Below are 21,208 nucleotides of genomic sequence, written 5' to 3'. Positions count from 1 at the left end.
TATGAGAGATAATCCGATGCTGTTTGAAGCTCGCGATGTGCGGTGCACGGTGCCGTCGCCGGATGGCGAGCGCACGATTTTTACGGGGTTGTCATTTTCGATAGCCGCCGGTGAGATCGTTGATCTCGTTGGCCCGTCTGGTTCGGGCAAAAGTAGTTTGCTGACTGCGTTTGCACAGCTCAATCCGCACGCGAATGGTGTGCTGATATTGGACGGCCGGGACGCGAATGGGTTTACGCCGCAACAATGGCGTCGCGAAGTCGCATATTTGCCGCAAAAGCCGATTCTGCCGGGCGCCACGGTGGCGGATGCGATTCGACTGCCGTTCATGCTGACCGTACGTAGCGATGACGACGGTGACGCTGGCGACGCTGCTTCGTCGTCGTTTGGGAACAACGAAACTCGGTCTGTAACTGGTGCGCGGCGGCGTGGTTTGTTTCGTTTGTCGCGTCTGTTTCGCAGTAACGAGGCGATGGCTCGAGATCTGTTGCCGGATGATCGTATTCGAGCGACGCTGGATGCGATGGGTTGCGAAGATATTGATCTGACTCGGCCGCCGCATGATTTGTCTGGCGGACAGGCGGCCCGTGTATCGTTGGCGCGCACGTTGCTGACGAACCCGCGCGTACTACTCGCTGATGAGGTGGATGCTGGCTTGGATGATGAGAACGCGGATAAGGTTGCGACGATTATGGAGAGTGCGGCTGCGCAAGGTATGGCTATTGTACGTATTCGACACCGTCCGCCAGATGGCCGTGCTTCACGTATCGCAACGTTGTCGGATGGTCAGCTTACATGGAAGGACGGTGACCGAGCATGAGCGGCAATGCATACGATATTGATATCTGGGGGCTTGTTGTTGCGCTCACGATGGTGGCGGTTGCAGCCGGTATCAGCGAGTTGATGCGTATCAACATCGGTAAGACACTGCTATGGTCGGCTTGCCGCGCGCTCATACAGTTATGCGTGATGGGTTACATCGTTGGATTTGTGATCCGCGCGAACAATGTATTCCTTGTGTTCACGGTTATCGCCGTCATGCTGATTGCTGCCGTACAGATTACGTTGTCCCGCGCCAAAGGAGTCCCGAAAGGATTGGCCGGGCCAGTGCTGCTCAGTCTGACGATCACCATGCTGCTGATGATTTCACTCGTCACCGAACTGGTGGTACGCCCGCACCCGTGGTATGCGCCACAGCTCGTGGTGCCGTTGACTGGCATGCTCCTCGGTAATACGGTTTCTGCATTAGCCGTTGGCTTGAGCCGATTTTACGAGAGTATGGACGAAAGACGTGATGAAATTGATACGATGCTCGCGCTTGGCGCAACCGCGTGGGAGGCAGCGCGCCCGTCAATTGTCTCGTCAATTCGGCTCGGGTTGCTACCGACGACCGCAACGCTCGCATCCTGCGGCATTGTGACGATCCCCGGTATGATGGCAGGTCAGGTTATCGCCGGCGGTGACCCGTTGGAAGCTGCCAAATACCAGTTCGTCGTATTCGCAGCGATTGCCGCACTCACGCTCGTGGCCGACAGTCTCATCATGGCAATGGTCTACCGCACCTGCTTCACCGCTAACGATCAATACAAGCCGCCAGCCGAGCGCTAGCAGCAGATGCAGCCATATTATACGAGTTCACACAGCGTCTTCTGTGTGGACTTTTCCATTTCCCACTGCAACCGATCTTTCATATCATAGTAGATATCATGATGCTACATGAGTAAGGAGGAGGTGCACATGACAGAGCGCGAATCACGTGCGATCAGCGTGGCTGAAGCTATTCATTCTGCGCATCTTGAAGGAGGCGATGTCACTACAGCATTTTTGACTGATGCGCGTGACTATATCGAGGAGAAAATCAGCATTCATGAATTGTTGAATCGCACTCGCGTACGTTATGGACTGAGTACGGTATGATCGAGCTTCCTAACGCGTTCGACACGTATCTCATCCCAGGAACTCATATTCTGCGCAATCTGGTAGGCGCTACAACTGCGAAGGAACTTGAAGCAGCCGAAAACGACTTCGTGTCTATTAGAATCTTAGAGCTGCAATCAGCTCCGCCAAAAGCACAGGGAACGCTTGAACAATTACAGTGGATTCATCACCAGTTGTTTCAGGATATTTACGATTGGGCTGGACATATCCGTACTGTAGATATCGCCAAAGGAAACAGCCAAGTCTTTCAACCGCTCGCAGTATTCGACATGGGCGTCCAATATTGTGAGCGGACCCTTGCAGAAGACCACTTGCTACAAAATATGGACCGCACCACGTTCATTCATCGTCTTAGTGCTAACTATGACAACTTTAATATCTTGCATCCGTTCCGCGAGGGCAATGGACGTGCACAGCGTTTGTTTTGGGATCTTATCGCTCATGATGCTGGGTGGAGATTGGATTGGAGTCAAATCTCCAAGCAAGAGAACGATAATGCATCGCAGATAGCTCGCCAAACTGCTGATGAAACAGCGTTAATCACCATGTTCTCACGTGTTGTCAAAACACCAGAAGAATACGAGTCAGAAACAACAACGAATATCGTGGCTCATCTTCAAGACGCTGGATACACGACTCTTCCCAATGTATATCGATACCTCTCACCTGCTCAGATAGATGATGAGCTTCACCGCGATATATATCGACGTATGTCCAATTGAGTTACGTCAGCCTATAGCAACTATCGTTGGTCAGGCTGCGGCTTGCTACTGTGTTCGCTCTGCGAGCGAAAGTTGACTTCGAGCACTTGAAGACACCACAATCAGATAGCGGCACTACCATAGGGATGAGGGAGTAAGAAGAGCCGTGAGCGAATCCACAGAGCGTGCAACGAACGCAACACAATATACGACAGATCCACTAGGCGCATCAGACATAGCAAACGACGTGGCAGACATGGCAGTCTCATCCAACGAAACGCGTCCAACTCATCAGGATGTCCGAATCATCCAACAGGCACGTTTAACAGGCGAACGTGCGGAGTTTTTCGCGCACGACATGACTTATGTTGACACGATTTTTGCGGATGGTGAGTCGCCGCTTAAGCATGCGCGCAATATTACGCTCGATAATTGCTCATTTCAGTGGAAGTATCCGCTGTGGTATGCCAACGATGTCACGGTACGTAATTCAACGTGGTTTGAAATGGGTCGCGCTGGCGTATGGTATACGAATCAAATGCTGGTGGAAGACTCGACAATTGAAGCACCGAAGAATTTCCGTCGAGCGAATGCTATCACCTTGCACAGTGTTGATTTGACGAACGCTGAAGAAACGTTCTGGGATTGTACAGAGGTAACACTCGATAATGTTGTTGCGCGCGGTGACTATTTTGGCATGAATTGCGCGAACGTGACCGCAAATCAGTTTCGTTTGATTGGTAACTATCCGTTCGACGGCGCGCATGACATTATTGTGCGCAATTCGCGTCTTATCTCGAAGGATGCGTTCTGGAATACGCAGAATGTGACAGTTGAAGACTCGTATATTTCTGGCGAATATCTCGGTTGGAATTCGCGTAATCTTACGTTCGTGAATTGTACGATCGAGAGTCTGCAAGGTTTGTGTTATATCGACAATCTGGTGATGAAAAACTGTCGTCTGATCAATACGACGCGCGCGTTTGAATATTCGACGGTGGATGTAGATGTACACGGCATGATTGATAGTATCGTGAATCCTTCAGCTGGTGTGATTCGCGCTGACGCGATCGGTACGCTTACGTTGGAAGCAGATCGCGTGGATCCATCGAAGACGACAATTATTACCGGGGAGCGTGCGAAGTGAGCAGTGCGAACAGCGCGAGTAACGTGAGCAGTGCGGACGGCAACGACACGTTTGATTTTGATACGCCGGTCGACCGTTCCGGCACATGGTCGTTGAAGTGGGAAGAGGCTGGTGACGCACTGCCCATGTGGGTGGCGGATATGGAGTTTCCAACTGTTCCTGCGGTACGGGATGCGTTGCAGCGACGTCTTGAGCATGGTGTGTTTGGATATTCAATTGTGCCGGATGCGTGGAATCGCGCGTACGTTGATTGGTGGAGTTCGCGGCATGGCCTTGCGATTGACCCATCGTCTTTGATTTTTACGACCGGTGTGATTCCTGCTATTTCGAGCATGGTGCGCAAGTTAACGACGCCAGCTGAAAACGTTGTCATTATGACCCCGGTGTACAACATTTTCTTCAATTCGATTCTGAATAACGGCCGCAACGCGCTACAGTCGCCGCTTGCTTATGATCATGCGGCCGGACGTTATACGATCAACTGGTCTGATCTCGAAGCGAAGCTCACTGATCCACAAACCACGCTGATGATTCTATGCAACCCGCATAATCCAACCGGCATGATCTGGGATCGCGATACGTTAGCTCGTATTGGTGCACTGTGTGTTCGCTATCACGTTACGGTAATTAGTGACGAGATTCATTGCGATTTGACTGACCCAGGGTATAAGTATGTGCCGTTCGCATCAGTGAACGAGGATTGCGCACGAATTTCCGCAACATGTCTTGCACCGACGAAAGCGTTTAATATCGCAGGATTGCATACGGCAGCCGTGATGGTTCCTGACCCAGTGTTGCGGCACAAAGTGTGGCGGGGACTGAACACTGATGAAGTAGCTGAACCGAATGCGTTTGCCATTGACGCTGCGATTGCCGCGTTTACACACGGCGGTGACTGGCTGGATGCGTTGCGCGAATATTTGGCGAAGAACAAGCACGAAGCAGCACACATGGTTGACGACTATAATGCCACCGCACTGGCTGATCGTCACGTTACGTTGGTTGAAGGGCCAGCTACATATCTGCTGTGGTTGGACTGCTCAGCATTTGTTCGCGTGACTGACGACAGCAATAATACAACGCAGCAACCAGTGTTTGACGATACGGCAGTATCCAGCACGTCAGTCAATCCACGTTTTTCGAATACTGACGAACTGTGCGACTGGCTACGCCGCGAATACAAGGTGCTCTTCTCCCCCGGCGCTCAGTTCGGCGGTAACGGTCGCACGTTCCTACGTATCAACGTGGCTTGTCCACGCGCACAAATGCACGAAGGACTCAAACGACTGTTCACCGGACTATCTGCACTGTGACGGTTGTCGGTTCTCGCTTTGAAGTATGTGTCACGCTCACTCTTGAGAGTGAGAACCAGCAACAGCAGTAAAGAAGAAACGCGGGAACGGGAAGATAATACTACCGTCAGATTGTGTGGGATATGCTTCGCATACCCGAGCAAATACTTCAGCTTCAAACGCCGCACGATCAGCATCGTCAAGCGCTTGTAAGTAAGGCCGCATACCAGTGCCACGATACCAATCCATAATCGCCTCGTGCGAAGGCAACGTATGCATATATGTCGTCTTCCACATACGAAATTGCTGCGTGTGCTCGTGGAGTAATTCCCAGTATTCAGGCGGCGTGAGATTGAAAAATTCACGCCGCTGTGACAACCGATCAGCAAAACGTGGAGAACGTACTACTTGCGCGATAATACGATGAATCGGCTCCTCATAGTTCATCGGCGTTTGCACAGCAAGTGTACCGCCGGGCTTAAGCCGTCCGAGCAGAGCCGGAATGAGTTTTGCATGATCAGGCACCCATTGAATGCAGGCGTTCGAAAATACGATATCGAAATCGTTAGGAAGTGTGTCAAGCTCGCGAGAAACGTCGCATAACGCAAAATCAATATCAGCATGCGCATCGCGCGCAGCCGTAATCATCTCAGGAGAATTGTCAACACCCAAGATTGTCGCATGCGGGTAACGCTCACGTAGTACAGCAGTACTGTTGCCCGGTCCACAACCGATATCCAGCACACGTGTGACTGTCCCATCGTCAGCCGCCAGTTGCATCGCCAGATCGCGCGCTGGCTGCGTGCGCTCGCGTTTGAATCGTAGATATTGTACGGAATCCCATTGCACCATGCTGGCTACGCTAGCCTCGCTTGCAACAGTAATCGCACCGCACGTCCATATATCGAACACACTAATGAGACAAGTGAGTTTGTAATCATGTCGCAGTTTTGCGCACCTGCAAGCGTACAGTGAACATCATGACAAACCAGACCTGTGTGATTTTCGGTGCCGGTGAATACTATGCACAACCGCCAGTCGTACCAGATGGCGCGCTAGTAATTGCCGCAGACGGCGGACTTGACCACAGCCGCGCATTCGGTATTCATGCCGATATCGTTATCGGCGATTTTGATTCATTGCACGGAGCGCGTCCTGCCGATACAGCGCATACGATCACACTGCCCAGTGAAAAAGATGATCCCGATATGCTCTCAGCACTCAAGGTTGGTTGGACGCGCGGTTGTCGCGAATTTCATATTTATGGTGCGTTGGGCGGTCGTATTGACCACACGATTTCCGGCATCCAACTCATGACGCTGCTTGCGCATCACGGTGGCATTGGTTTTCTATACGGCGACGGTACTATCGTCACGGCAATCTGCGACGGCGCACTGTCGTTTGCTGCACACGATGCGAAGCCAGGACGGATGGTCTCTGTATTCGCACATTCCGGTACTGCGCAAGGAGTCAACGAACCCGGATTGAAATACGAGTTGCTTGACGGAACCCTGACCGATGACACTGTGCTGGGATTAAGTAACGAGTTTCGCCCTGATACACCTGCAGAAATCAACGTGCATGATGGCACGCTTATCGTCACCTTCCCAGCCGAAGTACCAATGCCAACAGTAACGCGATACCGTTCATTGCATGGCGATCTCGGCGCTCTTGACACGCATGTGTCGTCTCTACTTGTTCAATAAACGAACGTGCGCAGCACTGACGTCAACGTACAGCTAATCAACGATGTGAGCGTTCACGTAAAGTTTGCTCGATAAGCGAAAAACACGCCCGGATATCGTTGCCAATAGTACAGACGGCGCATTACAGTGGGTCATGTTGGTAAACAATGGCCGCGTGTGTGCCACGGCATAAGCAATGGCATGCGCGAGGTCACCCTACAAGGGAGAATTACATGACAGTTAAGATTGGTATCAACGGCTTCGGTCGTATCGGTCGTCTTGCTTTCCGCCGCATCTTCGATCTGCAGCAGAAGGGTGGCGAAGTTGCCGACATCGAGGTCACCGCCATCAACGATCTGACTTCCCCGTCCGCTCTCGCCTACCTGCTGAAGTACGACTCCACTCACGGCACCTTCAAGCACGCTGACGGCACCCCGGTTGACGTCAAGGCCACCGACTCCGCCATCGTTGTGGACGGCAAGGAGTACCCGGTGTACGCTGAGCCGGATGCAAACAACATCCCGTGGGTTAAGAACGACGGTGTCGAGTTCGTGCTCGAGTGCACTGGCTTCTACACCTCCGCTGCCAAGTCTCAGGCTCACCTGAACGCTGGCGCCAAGAAGGTTCTGATCTCCGCTCCGGCCAAGGATGACACCACTCCGACCGTTGTGTTCGGTGTGAACCACACCATCCTCAAGCCGGAAGACAACATCGTCTCCGCTGGTTCCTGCACCACCAACTCGCTGGCCGCTATGGTCAAGCTGCTGAACGACAAGTTCGGCATCAAGGTTGGCTTCATGACCACCGTTCACGCGTTCACCGGCACCGAGATGCTGCTCGATGGCCCGCGTGGCAAGAAGGATGGCCGCGCTCTGCGTGCTGCTACCCTGAACACCATTCCTCACACCACTGGTGCTGCTAAGGCTATCGGCAAAGTTGTGCCGGAAGTCAACGGCAAGCTGCAGGGCCACGCTCAGCGCGTTCAGGTCCCGGATGGCTCCATCACCGAGCTGACCTCCGTGCTCGAGAAGCCAGCCACCGTTGAGGAGATCAACGAGGCGTTCAAGGAAGCCTTCTCTGACACCCCGTACTACGGCTACAACGAGGATGGCATCACTTCGTCTGATATCCTCGGCGACACCCACGGTGGCGTGTTCGATCCGACCCAGACCGATGTGAACACTGTTGACGGCATCACGATGGCTCGTACCGTGTCCTTCTACGACAACGAGTACGGCTTCACCTCCAACATGGTTCGCACGCTGGAGTACTTCGCCGAGATCTCCGAGTGAATCCACGCGGGTTCGCCCGCCTAGATTCATGACGAGTCGTCAGTGAGTAACAAAAAGTCTCCTTTCGCATTGAATGCGGAAGGAGACTTTTTGTATAGCGACTTATTATGATGGGGCGTTATGAGTAAGAAAGCAAAGCACGACAAGGGTAAAGGCTCGACGCCGGCGACGGTGCAGCTTGAGCAGGCTGGTGTGCCGTTTGAAACGTACGAATATGAGCATTCCAACGACCATATGGATGACGGTTATGGCGTAGAAGCAGCTACTAAACTCGGGTTTGACGAACATCAAGTGTTTAAGACACTTATGGCTGACACTGGTACTGAACGCGTAGTAGGTGTGGTGCCGGTGAGCGGACATATGGATTTGAAAGCCTTGGCGGCGGCAGTCGGTGCAAAGAAGGCTGCGATGGCTGATCCAAAGGTTGCTATGCGTGAATCCGGTTATGTGGTTGGTGGTATTTCTCCGCTCGGGCAGAAAGTACATCACAAAACCGTACTCGACGAGTCAGCAATGCAGTATGATCGCATCCTACTCTCTGGTGGCAAGCGCGGTTTCTCGATCGGCATTGCACCAGCTGACCTTCTTAAGGTACTCAATGCCGTTGCCGCTCCCATCGGCACGTGGTAGTACGCCAAGCCGACGCCTACTACGCCCGCGAAGGCTGCCGGCTGCGAAGCTCAGACGACTGAGCCGTAATAAAAGCACAGTGTGCTTTTCATAGGCGAAGTGAGCAAGCGCTACCGCGCTTGCGAAGGCTGCCGGCGGATTTCAGACGACTGAGCCGTAATGAAAAGCACAGTGTGCTTTTCATAGGCGAAGTGAGCGGGCGCCTACTGCGCCCGCGAAGGCTGCCGGCTGCGAAGCTCAGACGGCAGCACAAAATGCATATTCTCCTTAATCGTCTCTACTGTCGATACATCAGTAAATCCTAAATCACGCAGTCGTTCGATCACCCCGGCAACAAGCTCGTCAGGCACAGACGCACCCGACGAGACACCAACCGCCGTCACCCCGTCAAACCACGTCGAGTCCATCTCCTCCGCATCATCAACGCGATGCGCATCACCGCGTCCACCCAGCGCATCCTGTGCAACTTCCATTAGTCGCACCGAATTTGAGGAATTTGCGGACCCAACAATCACCACACAATCAGACTGTTCAGCAATCAACTTGACAGCAGCTTGCCGGTTCGAGGTCGCATAACAAATATCTGAGCTCGGCGGCTCTTGAATCCACGGAAAACGAGCTTTAAGCGCAGCGATCGTGCCAGCCGTCTCATCAATACTCAACGTCGTCTGACTGAGCAACACAAGCTTTGTCTGCGACGTAAAATCAAGCGACTCCACATCATCAGCATGCTCAATCAAATGCACATGCTCGGGGCTCTCCCCCACCACACCAACTGCTTCATCGTGTCCACGGTGCCCGATGTAGACGATCTCATATCCTTCACGCACAAAACGAAGTACTTCACGGTGAACCTTGCTCACTAGCGGGCAAGTAGCGTCCACAACATGCATACCGCGCGCAGCCGCTTCAGCCTTCACCGATGGCGACACGCCATGCGCAGAAAATACGATCGGAATACCAGCCTCAGCCGCAGCATCCGGGATTTCAGCGAGTTCCTGCACAAACACAGCACCCTGCTCAGACAAGTCCTCGACAACATGCCGATTGTGTACGATCTGACGGCGCACATACACCGGCGGCAAACCATCGTCGCGCGTGGTTTTCGCAGCTTTCAGAATCGTCTGCACTGTCAGGATCGCCCGGTCCACACCAGCGCAGAAGCCTCGCGGGTCAGCCAACACGATTCGCTTTGCCGTCGTCATCAGTCCGCCTTTCATCTCGTATCACCCGTCCATACCTTACCGTTTCCCTGCCGATAATGGACGCACCTGAGGTCACACTCCACAATGCCAACGCACACTCGCTGCCTTAGCCACACATTACGGTCGTTTTCCCACTTCAAACAGGCCGTAAGTGAGCACAAAAAGCTGTAAGTATGCGCGCATAGGCCCCGCGACACACACAAAAAGCTGTAATCAGACACGACATACCCACGCAGAGCGCAACTGACGCGGTAGACTGTTGTGTTAGCGGTAACATACCGTTACTGAACATAACGAACACTCAACTATTCAATTCACTATGGAGTGATACTTATGACAAAGCATTTCCCGCCACGCACCGGCCAGCAATACTCAATTCATTACGGCGATTACGCGGCCGTAATCACTGAACTTGGCGCGACGATGCGCAAGATCACCTACCAAGGTAAGAACGTCATCGTTCCACTTGGCCCCGACGATCCGGTCACCTGCTGCCACGGTCAACTGCTCATCCCGTTCCCGAATCGTATCGAGGCCGGCACGTACACGTTTGAAGGCAAAACCTACACGCTGCCGATTGACGAGCATGATCGCAACACTGCTATTCACGGCTACGGCTATCGCTCATATTGGACGCTCGAAGAGTTGACTGAGACTTCCGTCACTCAATCGTGGCGCGTGCCGCATATGCTCGGTTACCCGTTTGATCTTATCGTAACCGCCAAGCATGAGCTGGACGCCGATGGCATGCACGTGACCGTAAGCGCCTACAACAATGGAGACACGAATGCTCCGTGGGCACTGGCTATTCACCCGTGGCTTGATAACGGCTTCAACGGTTATGGTGACGAAATTGATGGTCACAACGCGCAGTGCCATCTCACTGTTCCTGCTGACACGCATGTAACCGTGGATGAGAATCTGATTCCGACCGGCACTGAGCCTGTGGATGGCACAAAGTACGATCTGCGCGATAATCCGTTGCTGACCGGTCAGCCGTTCGACGATGCATGGACCGACGTGCATCATGATGCAGACGGCACTGCAACCGCTACGTTCACCCGTCCGGACGGTTTGCAAATCAAGGTCGGCGGCGATGAGACGATTACGTCGTTCCAAGTGTGCACTGGTACCGGTTTCCCCGCATTCCAGCATCCGGCCGGCACGGCAGTTGAACCGCAGACCGCTTATGCGAATGCGTTCAACACTGGCAACGAGCTGATCGTGATCAAGCCCGGTGAAACAAGCACAACCAAGCTGTTCATCAAAGCCGAGCAACTCTGAGAGCCAACGATTCTGACCAGCTCACATTGATCGTAGGTTGCAGCATATAGGTCACCGCAAGTTGCAAACGTCTGCGGGATGTGCGATAATCCCGTAGGCTTATTAATCTTGCAAGCAAAGGAGTCCATCATGGGTATGCGCGGACGTAAGCGCAGGGATCGTCGTAAGAAGGCTGCCAATCACGGCAAGCGCCCGAACGCCTGATCTAGCCTGATTCAGGCTGCGTGAATAACGCTAGAGAACCCCGTTATCTCAACATAGAGATAACGGGGTTCTCGCTATGTAGCATTACATTCACTTACTTGTCCGCGTCAGCATCAGAGAAGTCGGGGTCACAGCAGCAATGATCCAGCGTTGCTCGCAATCGTTTCATCAGACATGCTGGAGCTACATCCGGGCGAAGATACGCACGCATCGCCATGATGAGTGCGCGCTCGCGTGCATCGCAGCATGTGTCTAGGTCAAAACATGTGCCAGTTACATCTGCTGCACTATCGTCAGCGTCTTCGTTACCACGAACACCCTCGTTACCATCGCTCACTGCTCGTAACGCCGCGCCAGCAAGCGCATCCGGCTGCACCCCGGGTTGAAGCGCTGGATCAGGATGTACCGGTAGAACAGCAGCAGACATAGTAGTGGTTATGGATGAGGTCACATGCACGTCAGTGTGCACGATTGCACCATCCTCGGTCTGACGAGTCACAACAAGGTGACTATGTCGTTCAATCGAACTGGTCATGACCGCTCCTTTCCTTCACTGCTTCTCGCACTGTCTCCATTATCGCCGGATTCATTGCGATTCGCGGATAGTGAATTTTGCTTGTCATTGGACCCATAACCGGTTTTGCTCTTGCCATATCCACGCTCTCGCGCATATGAGGCGAGATCTCGTTTGAGTTGCGTGCGCGCTCGGTTGAGTCGGCTCATTACCGTGCCGATTTTAACGCCTTGCTCGTCGGCCACCTGCTGATATGTTTTACCGTCAATTACGGTGTCGATAAATACTTGCCGTCGCTCAGGCGACAACCGATTCAAAGCAGCCATAATCTCTGCTGGTGCGAACGTGTCGAGATACTCATCTTCTGCCGATTTCAGCCCTTCAGACGAATGCTCGGATGCTGAGTAAATATCCCAGTCATCGTATTCACCGGTTGAATCATTGGCGCGCTGCGGGCGACGTTTCGCTTTTGCATACTGATTGAAGTAAGCGTTGCGTTCGATCGTAGTCATCCATGCTTCAAAATTCGACCCTTCTTGGAATGAATCGAATGCTTTAAACCCACGCTCGAACGTGTCTTGTACGAGATCTTGCGCATCTTCAGCATTATTCGTCAGTTTCATCGCCTGCCGATACAACGCATCCACAGCTGGCATAGCAAGCCGTTCAAACTGCTCACGTTTGTGCGCCATCCGCTGCGCCGGCGTCAACTGATCCGGCACGCGCACATCCTCGCCGTCACGCGCGTCGTTCCGCGCTTCGTTCCGCTCGTTCGTCACGACTCACCATTGTAGCGAGACGACCACGTCGACTCATAAGACACGCTTGTTCGGCGAGACGTTCAATAGTGTGAATCGGCCGACACCGAACGTGCACATGCCGCACGGTAGAATATTCGGTTGAACAGAACCAAGGGAGAATATATGTCTTTGACGCTGCAATCAGCCGCACGACTGCTCGACGAGCATCATCTGTTGCGCGAGATTATCGCCGGTGACTTGTGGACGCTCGATGCGAGTCAAGTAGACGACGCTGACAAACCGTTCGCTGATATTACATACGACACGCGTACGGTGAATACTGGCTCGCTACTGTGCTGCAAGGGCAGGTTTAAAGCTGAGTATCTTGACGGCATTGATACGCACGGACTTGCTGCATACGTTGCTGAAACTGACTTTTCGTCTGCAACGAAAGCTCCTGGTTTGATCGTCAACGACGTGCGTAAAGCGATGAGTTTACTGTCTGCTGAGTTTTTCGGCCGCCCGCAGGATAACCTCACCGTAATCGGCATCACTGGTACCAAAGGTAAGACCACGACTGCCTACTTTACGCAAGCCGTACTGAACGCGTATTCAGACGGAAAATGCGCACTGTTTTCGTCGGTTGATAACTGTCTCGACGGTCATACGTATGTTGAGTCTGACCTGACTACGCCGGAAAGTCTTGACGCATTTCGTATGATGCGTACCGCGGTTGATAATGGTATGCGTTATCTCGTGATGGAAGTCTCTTCGCAAGCATACAAAGTCGACCGCGTGTATGGATTGACGTTTGACGTAGCCGGATTCCTCAACATCTCCCCCGATCACATCAGTCCGATCGAGCATCCAACGTTCGAGGATTACCTGTACTGCAAGCGACAGATTATTGCGAATACAAAACAACTTGTGTATGGCGCAGACATGGCTCACGTCGATCTCGTTCAGCAGGACACAGCCGTGCACCATGTCACTGCGACTTCGTTCGCGTTGCATAACGAGGGTAAAGATAGCGGCACTGCGGCAAATACCATCGCATGGCCATCCGACGATGCGCACAGCGCGTACCATATCGCAATTGACGGGATTGATCTGGGCGAATATCACCTGTCCATCGACGGTGATTTCAATTATCTCAACGCTGCTGCAGCCGTCAGCATCGCCCATGCTGCCGGAGTACCGACCGATGCAACGAACGCGCTACACGCAATGGAATCAGTTCGTATCGCTGGCCGCATGGAACAGTTCCGCGACCCCCAATCGAACACCATCGCAATCGTTGACTACGCGCATAATTACGCGTCCGTCACCGCACTGCTTGACTTTGTATATGAACGATACGGCGCACACAACCCGCGTATCACACTGATCACCGGTTCAGCCGGCAACAAAGCATACGATCGACGCAAGGAGATTGTGAAGGCCGCTGAAAAGCGTATCCACAACTTCATTTTCACCGCCGAAGACACCGACACTGAACCGTTCATCGATATCTGCATGGAAATGCAGTCTTACATTACTGTGCCGAACATGACCTCCACGGTAATTTCCGACCGTCCAACCGCGATTATGAACGCAGTCTACGACGCACGCGCCCATGCCGATCGTTTCAATGTCCTCCTCATTATTGGCAAGGGCAACGAACGCTGGATCAAGGATCACAACAAGCACGTGCCATTCGAAGGCGACGACCATATTGTCGAACGCATGTTCAACCTTTCTAACGGCAACTGAGCAGGGAGTTTTTCATTGATTACGCTTGAATCCGTTACTACAACCGAGCTGGAACAGGCCGCTAGCGACGCTGGCATCACACTGCCTATCGAACAAACCGATATTTGGGCACGCTACCAAGCCGATATTCCAGGCCGTACACCGTGGGGCGCATATCTCATCCGCCGCGACAGCGAGACGATCGCGTTCATTTCGTTCATCGATTTTGAAACGCACGGCTATCACTATCTACGCTCATTACATGGGCCAACATGGATTACCAAACCAAGTCAGGCAGAAGAACGCGAAGTCATGGACGCACTGGCGAAAGCAGTGCGCGAACGCGACCATAACGTCGTGTTCCTGCGCATTGATTTATGGTTTGCTGACGGCACGGTACCAGTGCTGTCGACAGTTCCCTACGATCAAACTGTGGTGATTGACGTAACCGGTGGCGACGATGCGATTCTTGCGCGCATGAAGCGTCGCGGACGTCGCGACGTGCGTAAGGCACTGCGCGAATGCCCCGCTGAGTGCGCGGATGAGACAACGCAAGCGCTCGCTGATTTCTCGCAATATTACGATGTGATGGTTGAGACTGGTGCCCGTGATGGGTTTACTCCGGCACCGATTGGCGACTATGCGGACATGATCGGCGCACTCGGTGAGAATCACTGTCGCGTGTTTGCAGCGCGAATCGATGGGCATGTCGTCGCATGGTCAATTGTGACAGTCAACGGTACGCATGCGGTGCGTTACTATGCTGGCATGCGCTCTGAGGTGATGCGACTGCATGTGACTGACAAGCTCTTGTATCAGGAGTGCTGCATGCTCGGTGCACAAGGTATTACCGCATACGATCTGATGGGCATCGGTTCTGATTTTGCGCCATCGTTGAAAGGTCTTAATGAGTTTAAGACCAAATTCACCGAGGAAGTAACACCGGTCGCCCCTGGACGCGATGTGCCGTTGCATAAGGTGTTCTACAGCACCCTGTCTGCGGTACAGCATGTGCGTCGTTCATTGCGCAAGTAGGTCTTGATAGTATCCCGCGTCAGAGTTCGGCTACTGCGTTCACGGTTCCTGTGAGTGGCGGAAATGTCTCACTGAGCGACGCTCAGTGAGACATTTCCGCCACTCCGCTATTGCGCCGTATTACAGAGTGAACAATGCGTTCTTCCCTCGGACATATTCCCGTAACATACAGGAATTGTTAAGACACTATGCCTAAATCATCGGCATGGAGTCAGAGGAAAGGAGAACCATGCATATCAATCCTTCCAAGGTGCTGTCGGCGATCGCCGCAGCAACTGCAATGATGCTCGCGTTAGCCGGTTGCGGTGCACAATCGAATAACGCGTCCAAGACCGGTGGATCGGCCGATGGCGGCACGATTACCGCTATGAACTCCGAGCCAGCCACGGCACTGTTACCCGGCAACACGAATGCTACGACCGGCGGTAAGGTGCTTGATTTGATCTTCTCGCAACTGGTCGCCTTCGATGCCAGTGGCAAGCCAGTCAACGAGGTTGCCAAGGAAATCAAATCTAACGATAATGCCACCCAGTTCACGATCACGCTGAAGGATGGGTGGAAGTTCACTGATGGTACGCCAGTAACCTCAGAATCGTTCACTAAAGCGTGGAGCTACGCCGCAAACGCAACAAACGCACAGATCAACGCAAACTTCTTCTCGAATATCAAAGGCTATGACAAGCTGCAGGCTAAAGGCGTTGCCTCAGACGCGCAACTTGATGGTCTTAAAGTCGTAGATGACAATACATTCACTGTTGATCTGTCGACCCCGGACTCGAATTTCCCGATCAAGGTTGGCTACACTGGTTTTGCTCCACTGCCGGAAGCATTCTTTAAAGACCCGAAGGGATTTGCTGAGAAGCCGATCGGTAACGGCGCATATAAGTTTGTTAAGTGGGAGCATAACAAGGAAATCGACGTGGTGAAGAATCCTGATTACAAGGGTAACTTCCCCGCGAAGAATGCTGGCGTGAACTTTATCCTGTACACGAGCCCACAATCAGCATATGCTGATGTGCTTTCTGGCAACCTTGACGTCATGGATTCCGTACCTGCAACGGTAGCTGGGAACTTGAAGACCGCCAAGAATGTGCAAGTGTATAACAAAGCTGGTTCATCGATCTCACTGTTTGTGATCACGCAAGATTATCCGCATTTTGGCCCGGGTAAGGAAGGCCAGTTGCGTCGTCAGGCTATTTCGATGGCGATCAACCGTGAGCAGATCTGCGACAAAATTATGTCTGGACTGTGCACGCCTGCTACTGATTTCACAGCTCCGGCTATTAACGGCCATTCTGAGTCACTCAAGGGTGTTGAGAACCTCTCGTACAACCCTGATAAGGCGAAGGAGCTGTGGGCTGAGGCTAATAAGATTTCACCGTGGGATGGCACGTTTGAGATTGCGTACAACACTGATGGCGGCATGAAGAGCATGTGGGATGCAGTGATTAACTCGATCAAGAACACGCTCGGTATTGATGCGGCTACGCAGATTTTTGCCACCGGCGCTGAACTGAGTGAAGTAACCGATGGTCGTACGCTACACAAGCCGCACCGTATGGGTTGGTCGCCAGATTATCCGTCGATTGAGAATTATCTGACGTCACTGTATGCGACTTCCGCAGCTGATGGTAACGGCGCAAACACGGGTGATTACAAGAATCCTGAGTTTGATGCTCTGCTCGCGAAGGGTAATCAGGAGTCGTCGACGGACGCAGCGATTAAAGATTATCAGGCTGCTGAGGAGATTCTGCTCAATGATCTGCCGAGCGTGCCGCTGTATTACACGAACGCGAACGGCGTGGCGAATAAGAACTTGAAGAACTTCGAGTTCAACTGGCAGAACAGCCCAATCTACCGCGATATGACAAAGTAATTCATACCGGTCTTGGCTCCCCTGACAAGGGGAGCCTTTCTTTACTGGGTTGCGTTTAAGCGCTGGCTCACTACGGCGGTTACACCATCGGCACGCATGGTTGTATAGCGCGTCAGCAATACTCATGGTGCGCTGCTGCTGAGCCGTGAAGCGGACAGTCCAGTGGACTGTCCGTAGGCGAAGTGAGCGGGCGCGCTTAGCGACCCGCGAAGCGCATCAGCAGCGCAAAAGCTAGGAACGATTAACAAGTCGCTGGCTCACTACGGCAGTCACACCATCGGCACGCATGGTTACACCGTATAGCGCGTCAGCAATACTCATGGTGCGTTGCTGATGCGTGATAATAATTAGCTGCGCATGCTCACGCAGTTGACGTAACGCATTGATCAAACGGGTTAAATTCACGTCGTCAAGCGCGGCTTCAACCTCATCCATAACATAGAACGGGCTTGGCCGAGCGGTAAAAATCGCAAACAGTAATGCGAGCGCAGTTAATGATCGCTCGCCGCCAGATAATAAGCTCAACTGTTTGACTCGCTTACCAGCTGGTGATGCTTCGACGATCACGCCAGTTGTCAACAGATCATCTGGATTTTCCAAACGCAGCCGACCAGTACCACCCGGGAACAGCGTGGCGAACACTTGCTCGAATGCGGTAGCCGTATCGTCGAATGCGCGGCGGAACACGTCAACCATAGTCGCATCCAAATCATGAACTAGCTGCATGAGATCATCGCGCGAATGTGCCACGTCATCACGTTGATCGTGCAAATACTGGTTGCGCGTTTGTAATGCATCGTATTCTTCCGCAGCGAGCGGGTTAACTTTGCCGAGCGCTGATAGGTCGCGTTTCGCTTTCTCGTATCGTACGATCTGTTCGCTGCGCACGTATGGGACTGTACGATATTGCGGTTCGTGGCTATCGTCACCTGTCTCGATAGCAGAGCCATCAGCAACGTCAGTGTCAACGTCACCCTCAATCGGTACTGGCAGTCCATTATCGTCCAATACTGGCACCGGTTGATCAGGCCCGAACTCACGGATAAGCTCGTCCACACTCACGCCCAGTTCGTCTGCAATCTTTTGACTAGTCTGCCCGTATTCGGTGGCGAGTCGCTCTCTAGTCACATCGAGCGTATGCTCACGCTTATCGAGATCGTTAACGACTGGTTCAAGCTCATCGCGTTGCGCGCGCAAGGTTTTTAATTCTTCGTCATGGCTGGATGCGGTTTGCTGCAATTCGTCACGATGTGCGGCAACATCAGTAATCGACTGATTGACAAGTTCCGCTACCGCTCGCGCATGCGCAGCAACTTGTCGAATATGTGCCGCCTGCTCGCGGCGCTTGTCATTTTCCGCAGTCAGTCGCGCTCGACGTGTAGCAGCTTCTTGCGCTTGGTCACGTAACAATCCGACTTGTCGTTCGAGTGAATCGCTCTTACGATTAGCATCATTCCAAGCGATTTTCGCAGTCATCTCTTGCTCACGAGCCGAGGTCAACGCCTGTTCCAGTTCGTGTTCGTGCGCGGTTAATTCGTCAGCGTCATCTTCTGGACCATCGCCAGCTTGCGCGGCAGCGAGCGCACGATTGAGATCATCAACTTTGAGCTGATGATCGTCGCGCGATTCATCACTTGCGGCAATCTTGTTATTAAATGCGCGTATTTGCCGTTCAAGATCGGCGATGCGATCATGAGTAGTGTTGAGCATCTGCTGTTGCTGTTTGGCAGCAAGTCGAGCTTCGGCACGCGCGGTTGCAGCGTGATCGACAGCGAGCCGTGCGCGATCGCGTTGAGCACGAGCTTGCTCAACTTTCGTGTCAAGTGCGGCAAGTTGTTGGCGCAGTTCGTTGACTCGTGCGAGTGCTTTGTCACGTCGCGCAACGAGTGCAAGATCACTATGCGAGGACGAAGAACCACCTGCTCCGCCCACTGCAGTAATGATTTCACCAGCTTGCGTAACGACAACCCTGAATCGAGACGGCACTACCCTACCGTCCTTATGTTGATCCGGCTGATCATCTGCCGCACACGTCGAGATAATCGCATCCGCTTGTTCCAATGTTTCAGCGACTGCCACATCCGCAAGTAACGAGCGAACTGCGCGCACCACACCATCAGCCAGTGTCTGATCTGATGCAGCCGAATTTGCAGTTACCAGCGATGCCGCGCAACGCACACTGCCGCTGTCATCTGCAATATCGTACTGGTCATCAGTGCTCGGCGTGAGTACTACAGCTCGGCCAAGCTTGTCTTCACGCGCTCGTTCGAGCGCATGCAACATATTCGACCGTTGTGCCACAACGAGTGCGCCCGAAAACGCGCCAAGCGCATGCGCAATAGCTTCTTCCCAACCGTCTTCAATGTGAATGCAGTCAGAGAGCCGAGCAAGTACATCCACGCCGGAGTCCCGTTCGAGCGCTCCAGTTGCATTGCGACTGTCTAACGTGTCTCGTAACGCATCAGCTTTGGCCGTCAGTGAAATGATTTTCGCATTAAGCTCACGCTGCTGATCTTGTACTTCGTTGAGTGCATCCTGTGCGGCGGACAATGTGCGGCGTGCTTCATCTAACGCGCTCGTTGCATCATCAGCTTCATCATCGTGCATCGTTCGTTCCAGCTCGTCGCGTTGACGAACCGCCGCATCATGCCGATGTACTAATTCGTCACGCTGTACGGTGAAATCATTGCTTCGCGTTGCAGCAAGTTGTACAGCTGACTCTTCTCGCGCGATCATTTCGCGTAGATTCGCGATTCTCGTTTCCCGTTGCTGTGCTGTACGACGCAACTCAGTCAATGTTTGACGCACTGATGCAAGACGCTTCTCGTGATCTGCACGATACTCGGTAGCTTTGTCGAACGCGAGTCGCGCTTCTTGCGCTACTTGTTGTTGCTGCGTATGCTGCGCGTCGAGTTCGTTTGCGCGACTAGTTAGCAACGCTGGGTCTTCACCGAGATTGGTGACGATACGCTCATCAAGCGATCGCGCACGTTCATCAGCCACGGATGCCAGTGACTGCAACCGTTCGTGAATACGTGACAGCTCATGCCACTGTTGATTCGCTTGTGCAATCGCAGGTGACGTTGCGGATGTCATCGACTCAACTTGTTCGATGCGTACTTTGAGATGCGCGAGCTGCTGACGTGTGGTTCCCAGCTGCGTGCGAACTTCAGTCAGTTCAGTGCGTACACGTTCACGTTCGCTGGCTGACTGGTGAGCGTCGTCAGCGAGAATACGCGAACGAGCGTCACGCAAAGTAACTTGAATACCATCTGCTCGGCGAGAGACGCGCGCTTGACGACCGAGTGGGCCGAGTTGACGACGAATTTCCCCAAGTAGATCGTCCAGCCGAGACAAGTTCGCTTCCGTATTGGCGAGCTTACGTAGTGCGCGTTCTTTGCGTTTGCGATGTTTGAGAATGCCAGCAGCTTCTTCGATAAACGCGCGATGGCCGCTCGGGTCAGCTTTGAGAATAGCGTCAAGTCGTCCCTGACCGACGATGACATGCATCTGTTGGCCGAGACCAGTATCACTTAACAGTTCTTGAATATCGAGCAGTCGGCAAGATGTGCCGTTGATCGCATACTCAGAACCACCATTGCGGAAGATGGTACGCGAGATGGTTACTTCCGTATAATCAATGTCAAGCGCGTGATCAGTGTTGTCGATAGTGAGCGACACTTGCGCGCGTCCGAGCGGCGGACGCGATGATGTGCCCGCGAAAATCACGTCCTCCATTGAGGTACCGCGCAGGTTCTTCGCACCTTGCTCGCCCATCACCCACGTTAGCGCGTCGACGATATTCGACTTGCCGGAACCGTTTGGTCCGACGACAGCCGTAATACCGGGTTCAAAGCGCAACGTGGTGGGCGAAGCGAATGATTTAAATCCTTTAAGTGTGAGTTCCTTAAGATACATATCGTGGTTGGCTCAA

The 21,208-nt window shown here is 53.0% G+C and carries 19 protein-coding genes; 14 read left to right on the top strand and 5 right to left on the bottom strand.

Going from position 1 to position 21,208, the window contains the following annotated elements:
• The first annotated feature begins 1 nt into the window (after position 1).
• The 6 genes from BHAP_RS01395 to BHAP_RS01370 all read left to right on the top strand — a co-directional run bounded on the left by BHAP_RS01395 (position 2) and on the right by BHAP_RS01370 (position 5,099).
• Positions 2-820, top strand: a complete 819-nt coding sequence (locus BHAP_RS01395) for an ABC transporter ATP-binding protein (RefSeq protein WP_420807698.1) — start codon at positions 2-4, stop codon at positions 818-820.
• The gene (locus BHAP_RS01390; RefSeq protein WP_094728878.1) at positions 817-1,608 is read left to right on the top strand and encodes an ABC transporter permease; all 792 of its coding nucleotides are present in this window, start codon (positions 817-819) and stop codon (positions 1,606-1,608) included. The genes BHAP_RS01395 and BHAP_RS01390 overlap by 4 nt, the downstream gene beginning before the upstream one ends.
• Positions 1,609-1,737: 129 nt before the next feature.
• The gene (locus BHAP_RS01385; protein WP_094728876.1) at positions 1,738-1,917 is read left to right on the top strand and encodes an antitoxin VbhA family protein; all 180 of its coding nucleotides are present in this window, start codon (positions 1,738-1,740) and stop codon (positions 1,915-1,917) included.
• Positions 1,914-2,660: a Fic/DOC family protein gene (locus tag BHAP_RS01380; RefSeq protein ID WP_094728874.1), complete on the top strand. Its 747-nt coding sequence runs from the start codon at positions 1,914-1,916 to the stop codon at positions 2,658-2,660. Before BHAP_RS01385 ends, BHAP_RS01380 begins: the two co-directional genes overlap by 4 nt.
• Before the next feature lie 235 nt (positions 2,661-2,895).
• Positions 2,896-3,786: a DUF3737 family protein gene (locus BHAP_RS01375; RefSeq protein WP_094729024.1), complete on the top strand. Its 891-nt coding sequence runs from the start codon at positions 2,896-2,898 to the stop codon at positions 3,784-3,786.
• Positions 3,783-5,099 carry a MalY/PatB family protein gene (locus tag BHAP_RS01370; protein WP_244569214.1) on the top strand — a complete coding sequence of 439 codons (1,317 nt, stop codon included), beginning with the start codon at positions 3,783-3,785 and terminating at the stop codon, positions 5,097-5,099. The genes BHAP_RS01375 and BHAP_RS01370 overlap by 4 nt, the downstream gene beginning before the upstream one ends.
• 36 nt (positions 5,100-5,135) lie before the next feature.
• Here the strand turns inward: BHAP_RS01370 and BHAP_RS01365 are convergent, their stop codons facing one another.
• The gene (locus BHAP_RS01365) at positions 5,136-5,930 is read right to left on the bottom strand and encodes a methyltransferase domain-containing protein (protein WP_094728872.1); all 795 of its coding nucleotides are present in this window, start codon (positions 5,928-5,930) and stop codon (positions 5,136-5,138) included.
• Between the two features lie 128 nt (positions 5,931-6,058).
• Between BHAP_RS01365 and BHAP_RS01360 the strand changes: the two genes are divergently transcribed.
• The 3 genes from BHAP_RS01360 (at position 6,059) to ybaK (ending at position 8,685) form a co-directional block, all read left to right on the top strand.
• Complete coding sequence (locus BHAP_RS01360) at positions 6,059-6,784, top strand: thiamine diphosphokinase (protein ID WP_094729020.1); 726 nt, start codon at positions 6,059-6,061, stop codon at positions 6,782-6,784.
• Positions 6,785-6,996: 212 nt separating this feature from the next.
• The gene (gap, locus tag BHAP_RS01355) at positions 6,997-8,055 is read left to right on the top strand and encodes a type I glyceraldehyde-3-phosphate dehydrogenase (protein ID WP_094728870.1); all 1,059 of its coding nucleotides are present in this window, start codon (positions 6,997-6,999) and stop codon (positions 8,053-8,055) included.
• Between the two features lie 120 nt (positions 8,056-8,175).
• Entirely contained in the window at positions 8,176-8,685 is a 510-nt protein-coding gene (ybaK, locus tag BHAP_RS01350; protein ID WP_094728868.1) for a Cys-tRNA(Pro) deacylase, read from the top strand.
• 203 nt (positions 8,686-8,888) lie between these two features.
• Here ybaK and BHAP_RS01345 read toward each other — a convergent pair whose 3' ends face one another.
• Positions 8,889-9,890, bottom strand: a complete 1,002-nt coding sequence (locus BHAP_RS01345; protein WP_094729018.1) for a 4-hydroxy-3-methylbut-2-enyl diphosphate reductase — start codon at positions 9,888-9,890, stop codon at positions 8,889-8,891.
• 333 nt (positions 9,891-10,223) lie between these two features.
• Here BHAP_RS01345 and BHAP_RS01340 point away from each other — a divergent pair, with 333 nt between their 5' ends.
• Both BHAP_RS01340 and BHAP_RS12070 read left to right on the top strand, forming a co-directional pair.
• Positions 10,224-11,174: an aldose 1-epimerase family protein gene (locus BHAP_RS01340; protein WP_094728867.1), complete on the top strand. Its 951-nt coding sequence runs from the start codon at positions 10,224-10,226 to the stop codon at positions 11,172-11,174.
• Positions 11,175-11,303: 129 nt separating this feature from the next.
• Positions 11,304-11,378 (top strand): 50S ribosomal protein bL37, encoded by a 75-nt coding sequence (locus BHAP_RS12070; RefSeq protein WP_370696044.1) that lies wholly within the window; start codon positions 11,304-11,306, stop codon positions 11,376-11,378.
• Between the two features lie 94 nt (positions 11,379-11,472).
• On the opposite strand, the gene BHAP_RS11400 is transcribed toward BHAP_RS12070, so the two are convergent.
• Complete coding sequence (locus BHAP_RS11400; RefSeq protein ID WP_143248699.1) at positions 11,473-11,913, bottom strand: hypothetical protein; 441 nt, start codon at positions 11,911-11,913, stop codon at positions 11,473-11,475.
• Positions 11,910-12,584 (bottom strand): sigma-70 family RNA polymerase sigma factor, encoded by a 675-nt coding sequence (locus BHAP_RS01330; protein WP_094729016.1) that lies wholly within the window; start codon positions 12,582-12,584, stop codon positions 11,910-11,912. The genes BHAP_RS11400 and BHAP_RS01330 overlap by 4 nt, the downstream gene beginning before the upstream one ends.
• 231 nt (positions 12,585-12,815) lie before the next feature.
• On the opposite strand from BHAP_RS01330, the gene BHAP_RS01325 reads away from it, so the two are divergent.
• The 3 genes from BHAP_RS01325 to BHAP_RS01315 all read left to right on the top strand — a co-directional run bounded on the left by BHAP_RS01325 (position 12,816) and on the right by BHAP_RS01315 (position 17,274).
• Positions 12,816-14,384 carry a UDP-N-acetylmuramoyl-L-alanyl-D-glutamate--2,6-diaminopimelate ligase gene (locus BHAP_RS01325; RefSeq protein WP_094728865.1) on the top strand — a complete coding sequence of 523 codons (1,569 nt, stop codon included), beginning with the start codon at positions 12,816-12,818 and terminating at the stop codon, positions 14,382-14,384.
• A 15-nt stretch (positions 14,385-14,399) separates the two neighbouring features.
• Positions 14,400-15,398 carry a lipid II:glycine glycyltransferase FemX gene (locus tag BHAP_RS01320; protein WP_094728863.1) on the top strand — a complete coding sequence of 333 codons (999 nt, stop codon included), beginning with the start codon at positions 14,400-14,402 and terminating at the stop codon, positions 15,396-15,398.
• Between the two features lie 229 nt (positions 15,399-15,627).
• Positions 15,628-17,274 (top strand): peptide ABC transporter substrate-binding protein, encoded by a 1,647-nt coding sequence (locus tag BHAP_RS01315; protein ID WP_094728861.1) that lies wholly within the window; start codon positions 15,628-15,630, stop codon positions 17,272-17,274.
• 231 nt (positions 17,275-17,505) lie between these two features.
• On the opposite strand, the gene smc is transcribed toward BHAP_RS01315, so the two are convergent.
• Positions 17,506-21,192 (bottom strand): chromosome segregation protein SMC, encoded by a 3,687-nt coding sequence (gene smc, locus BHAP_RS01310; protein ID WP_094728859.1) that lies wholly within the window; start codon positions 21,190-21,192, stop codon positions 17,506-17,508.
• Positions 21,193-21,208 lie beyond the last annotated feature (16 nt).

Source organism: Bifidobacterium hapali (genome assembly GCF_002259755.1).
Classification (GTDB): Bacteria; Actinomycetota; Actinomycetes; order Actinomycetales; family Bifidobacteriaceae; genus Bifidobacterium; species Bifidobacterium hapali.
The sequence above is the reverse complement of the archived record's forward strand: the minus strand, read 5'-3'. Positions and strand labels throughout refer to the sequence as shown.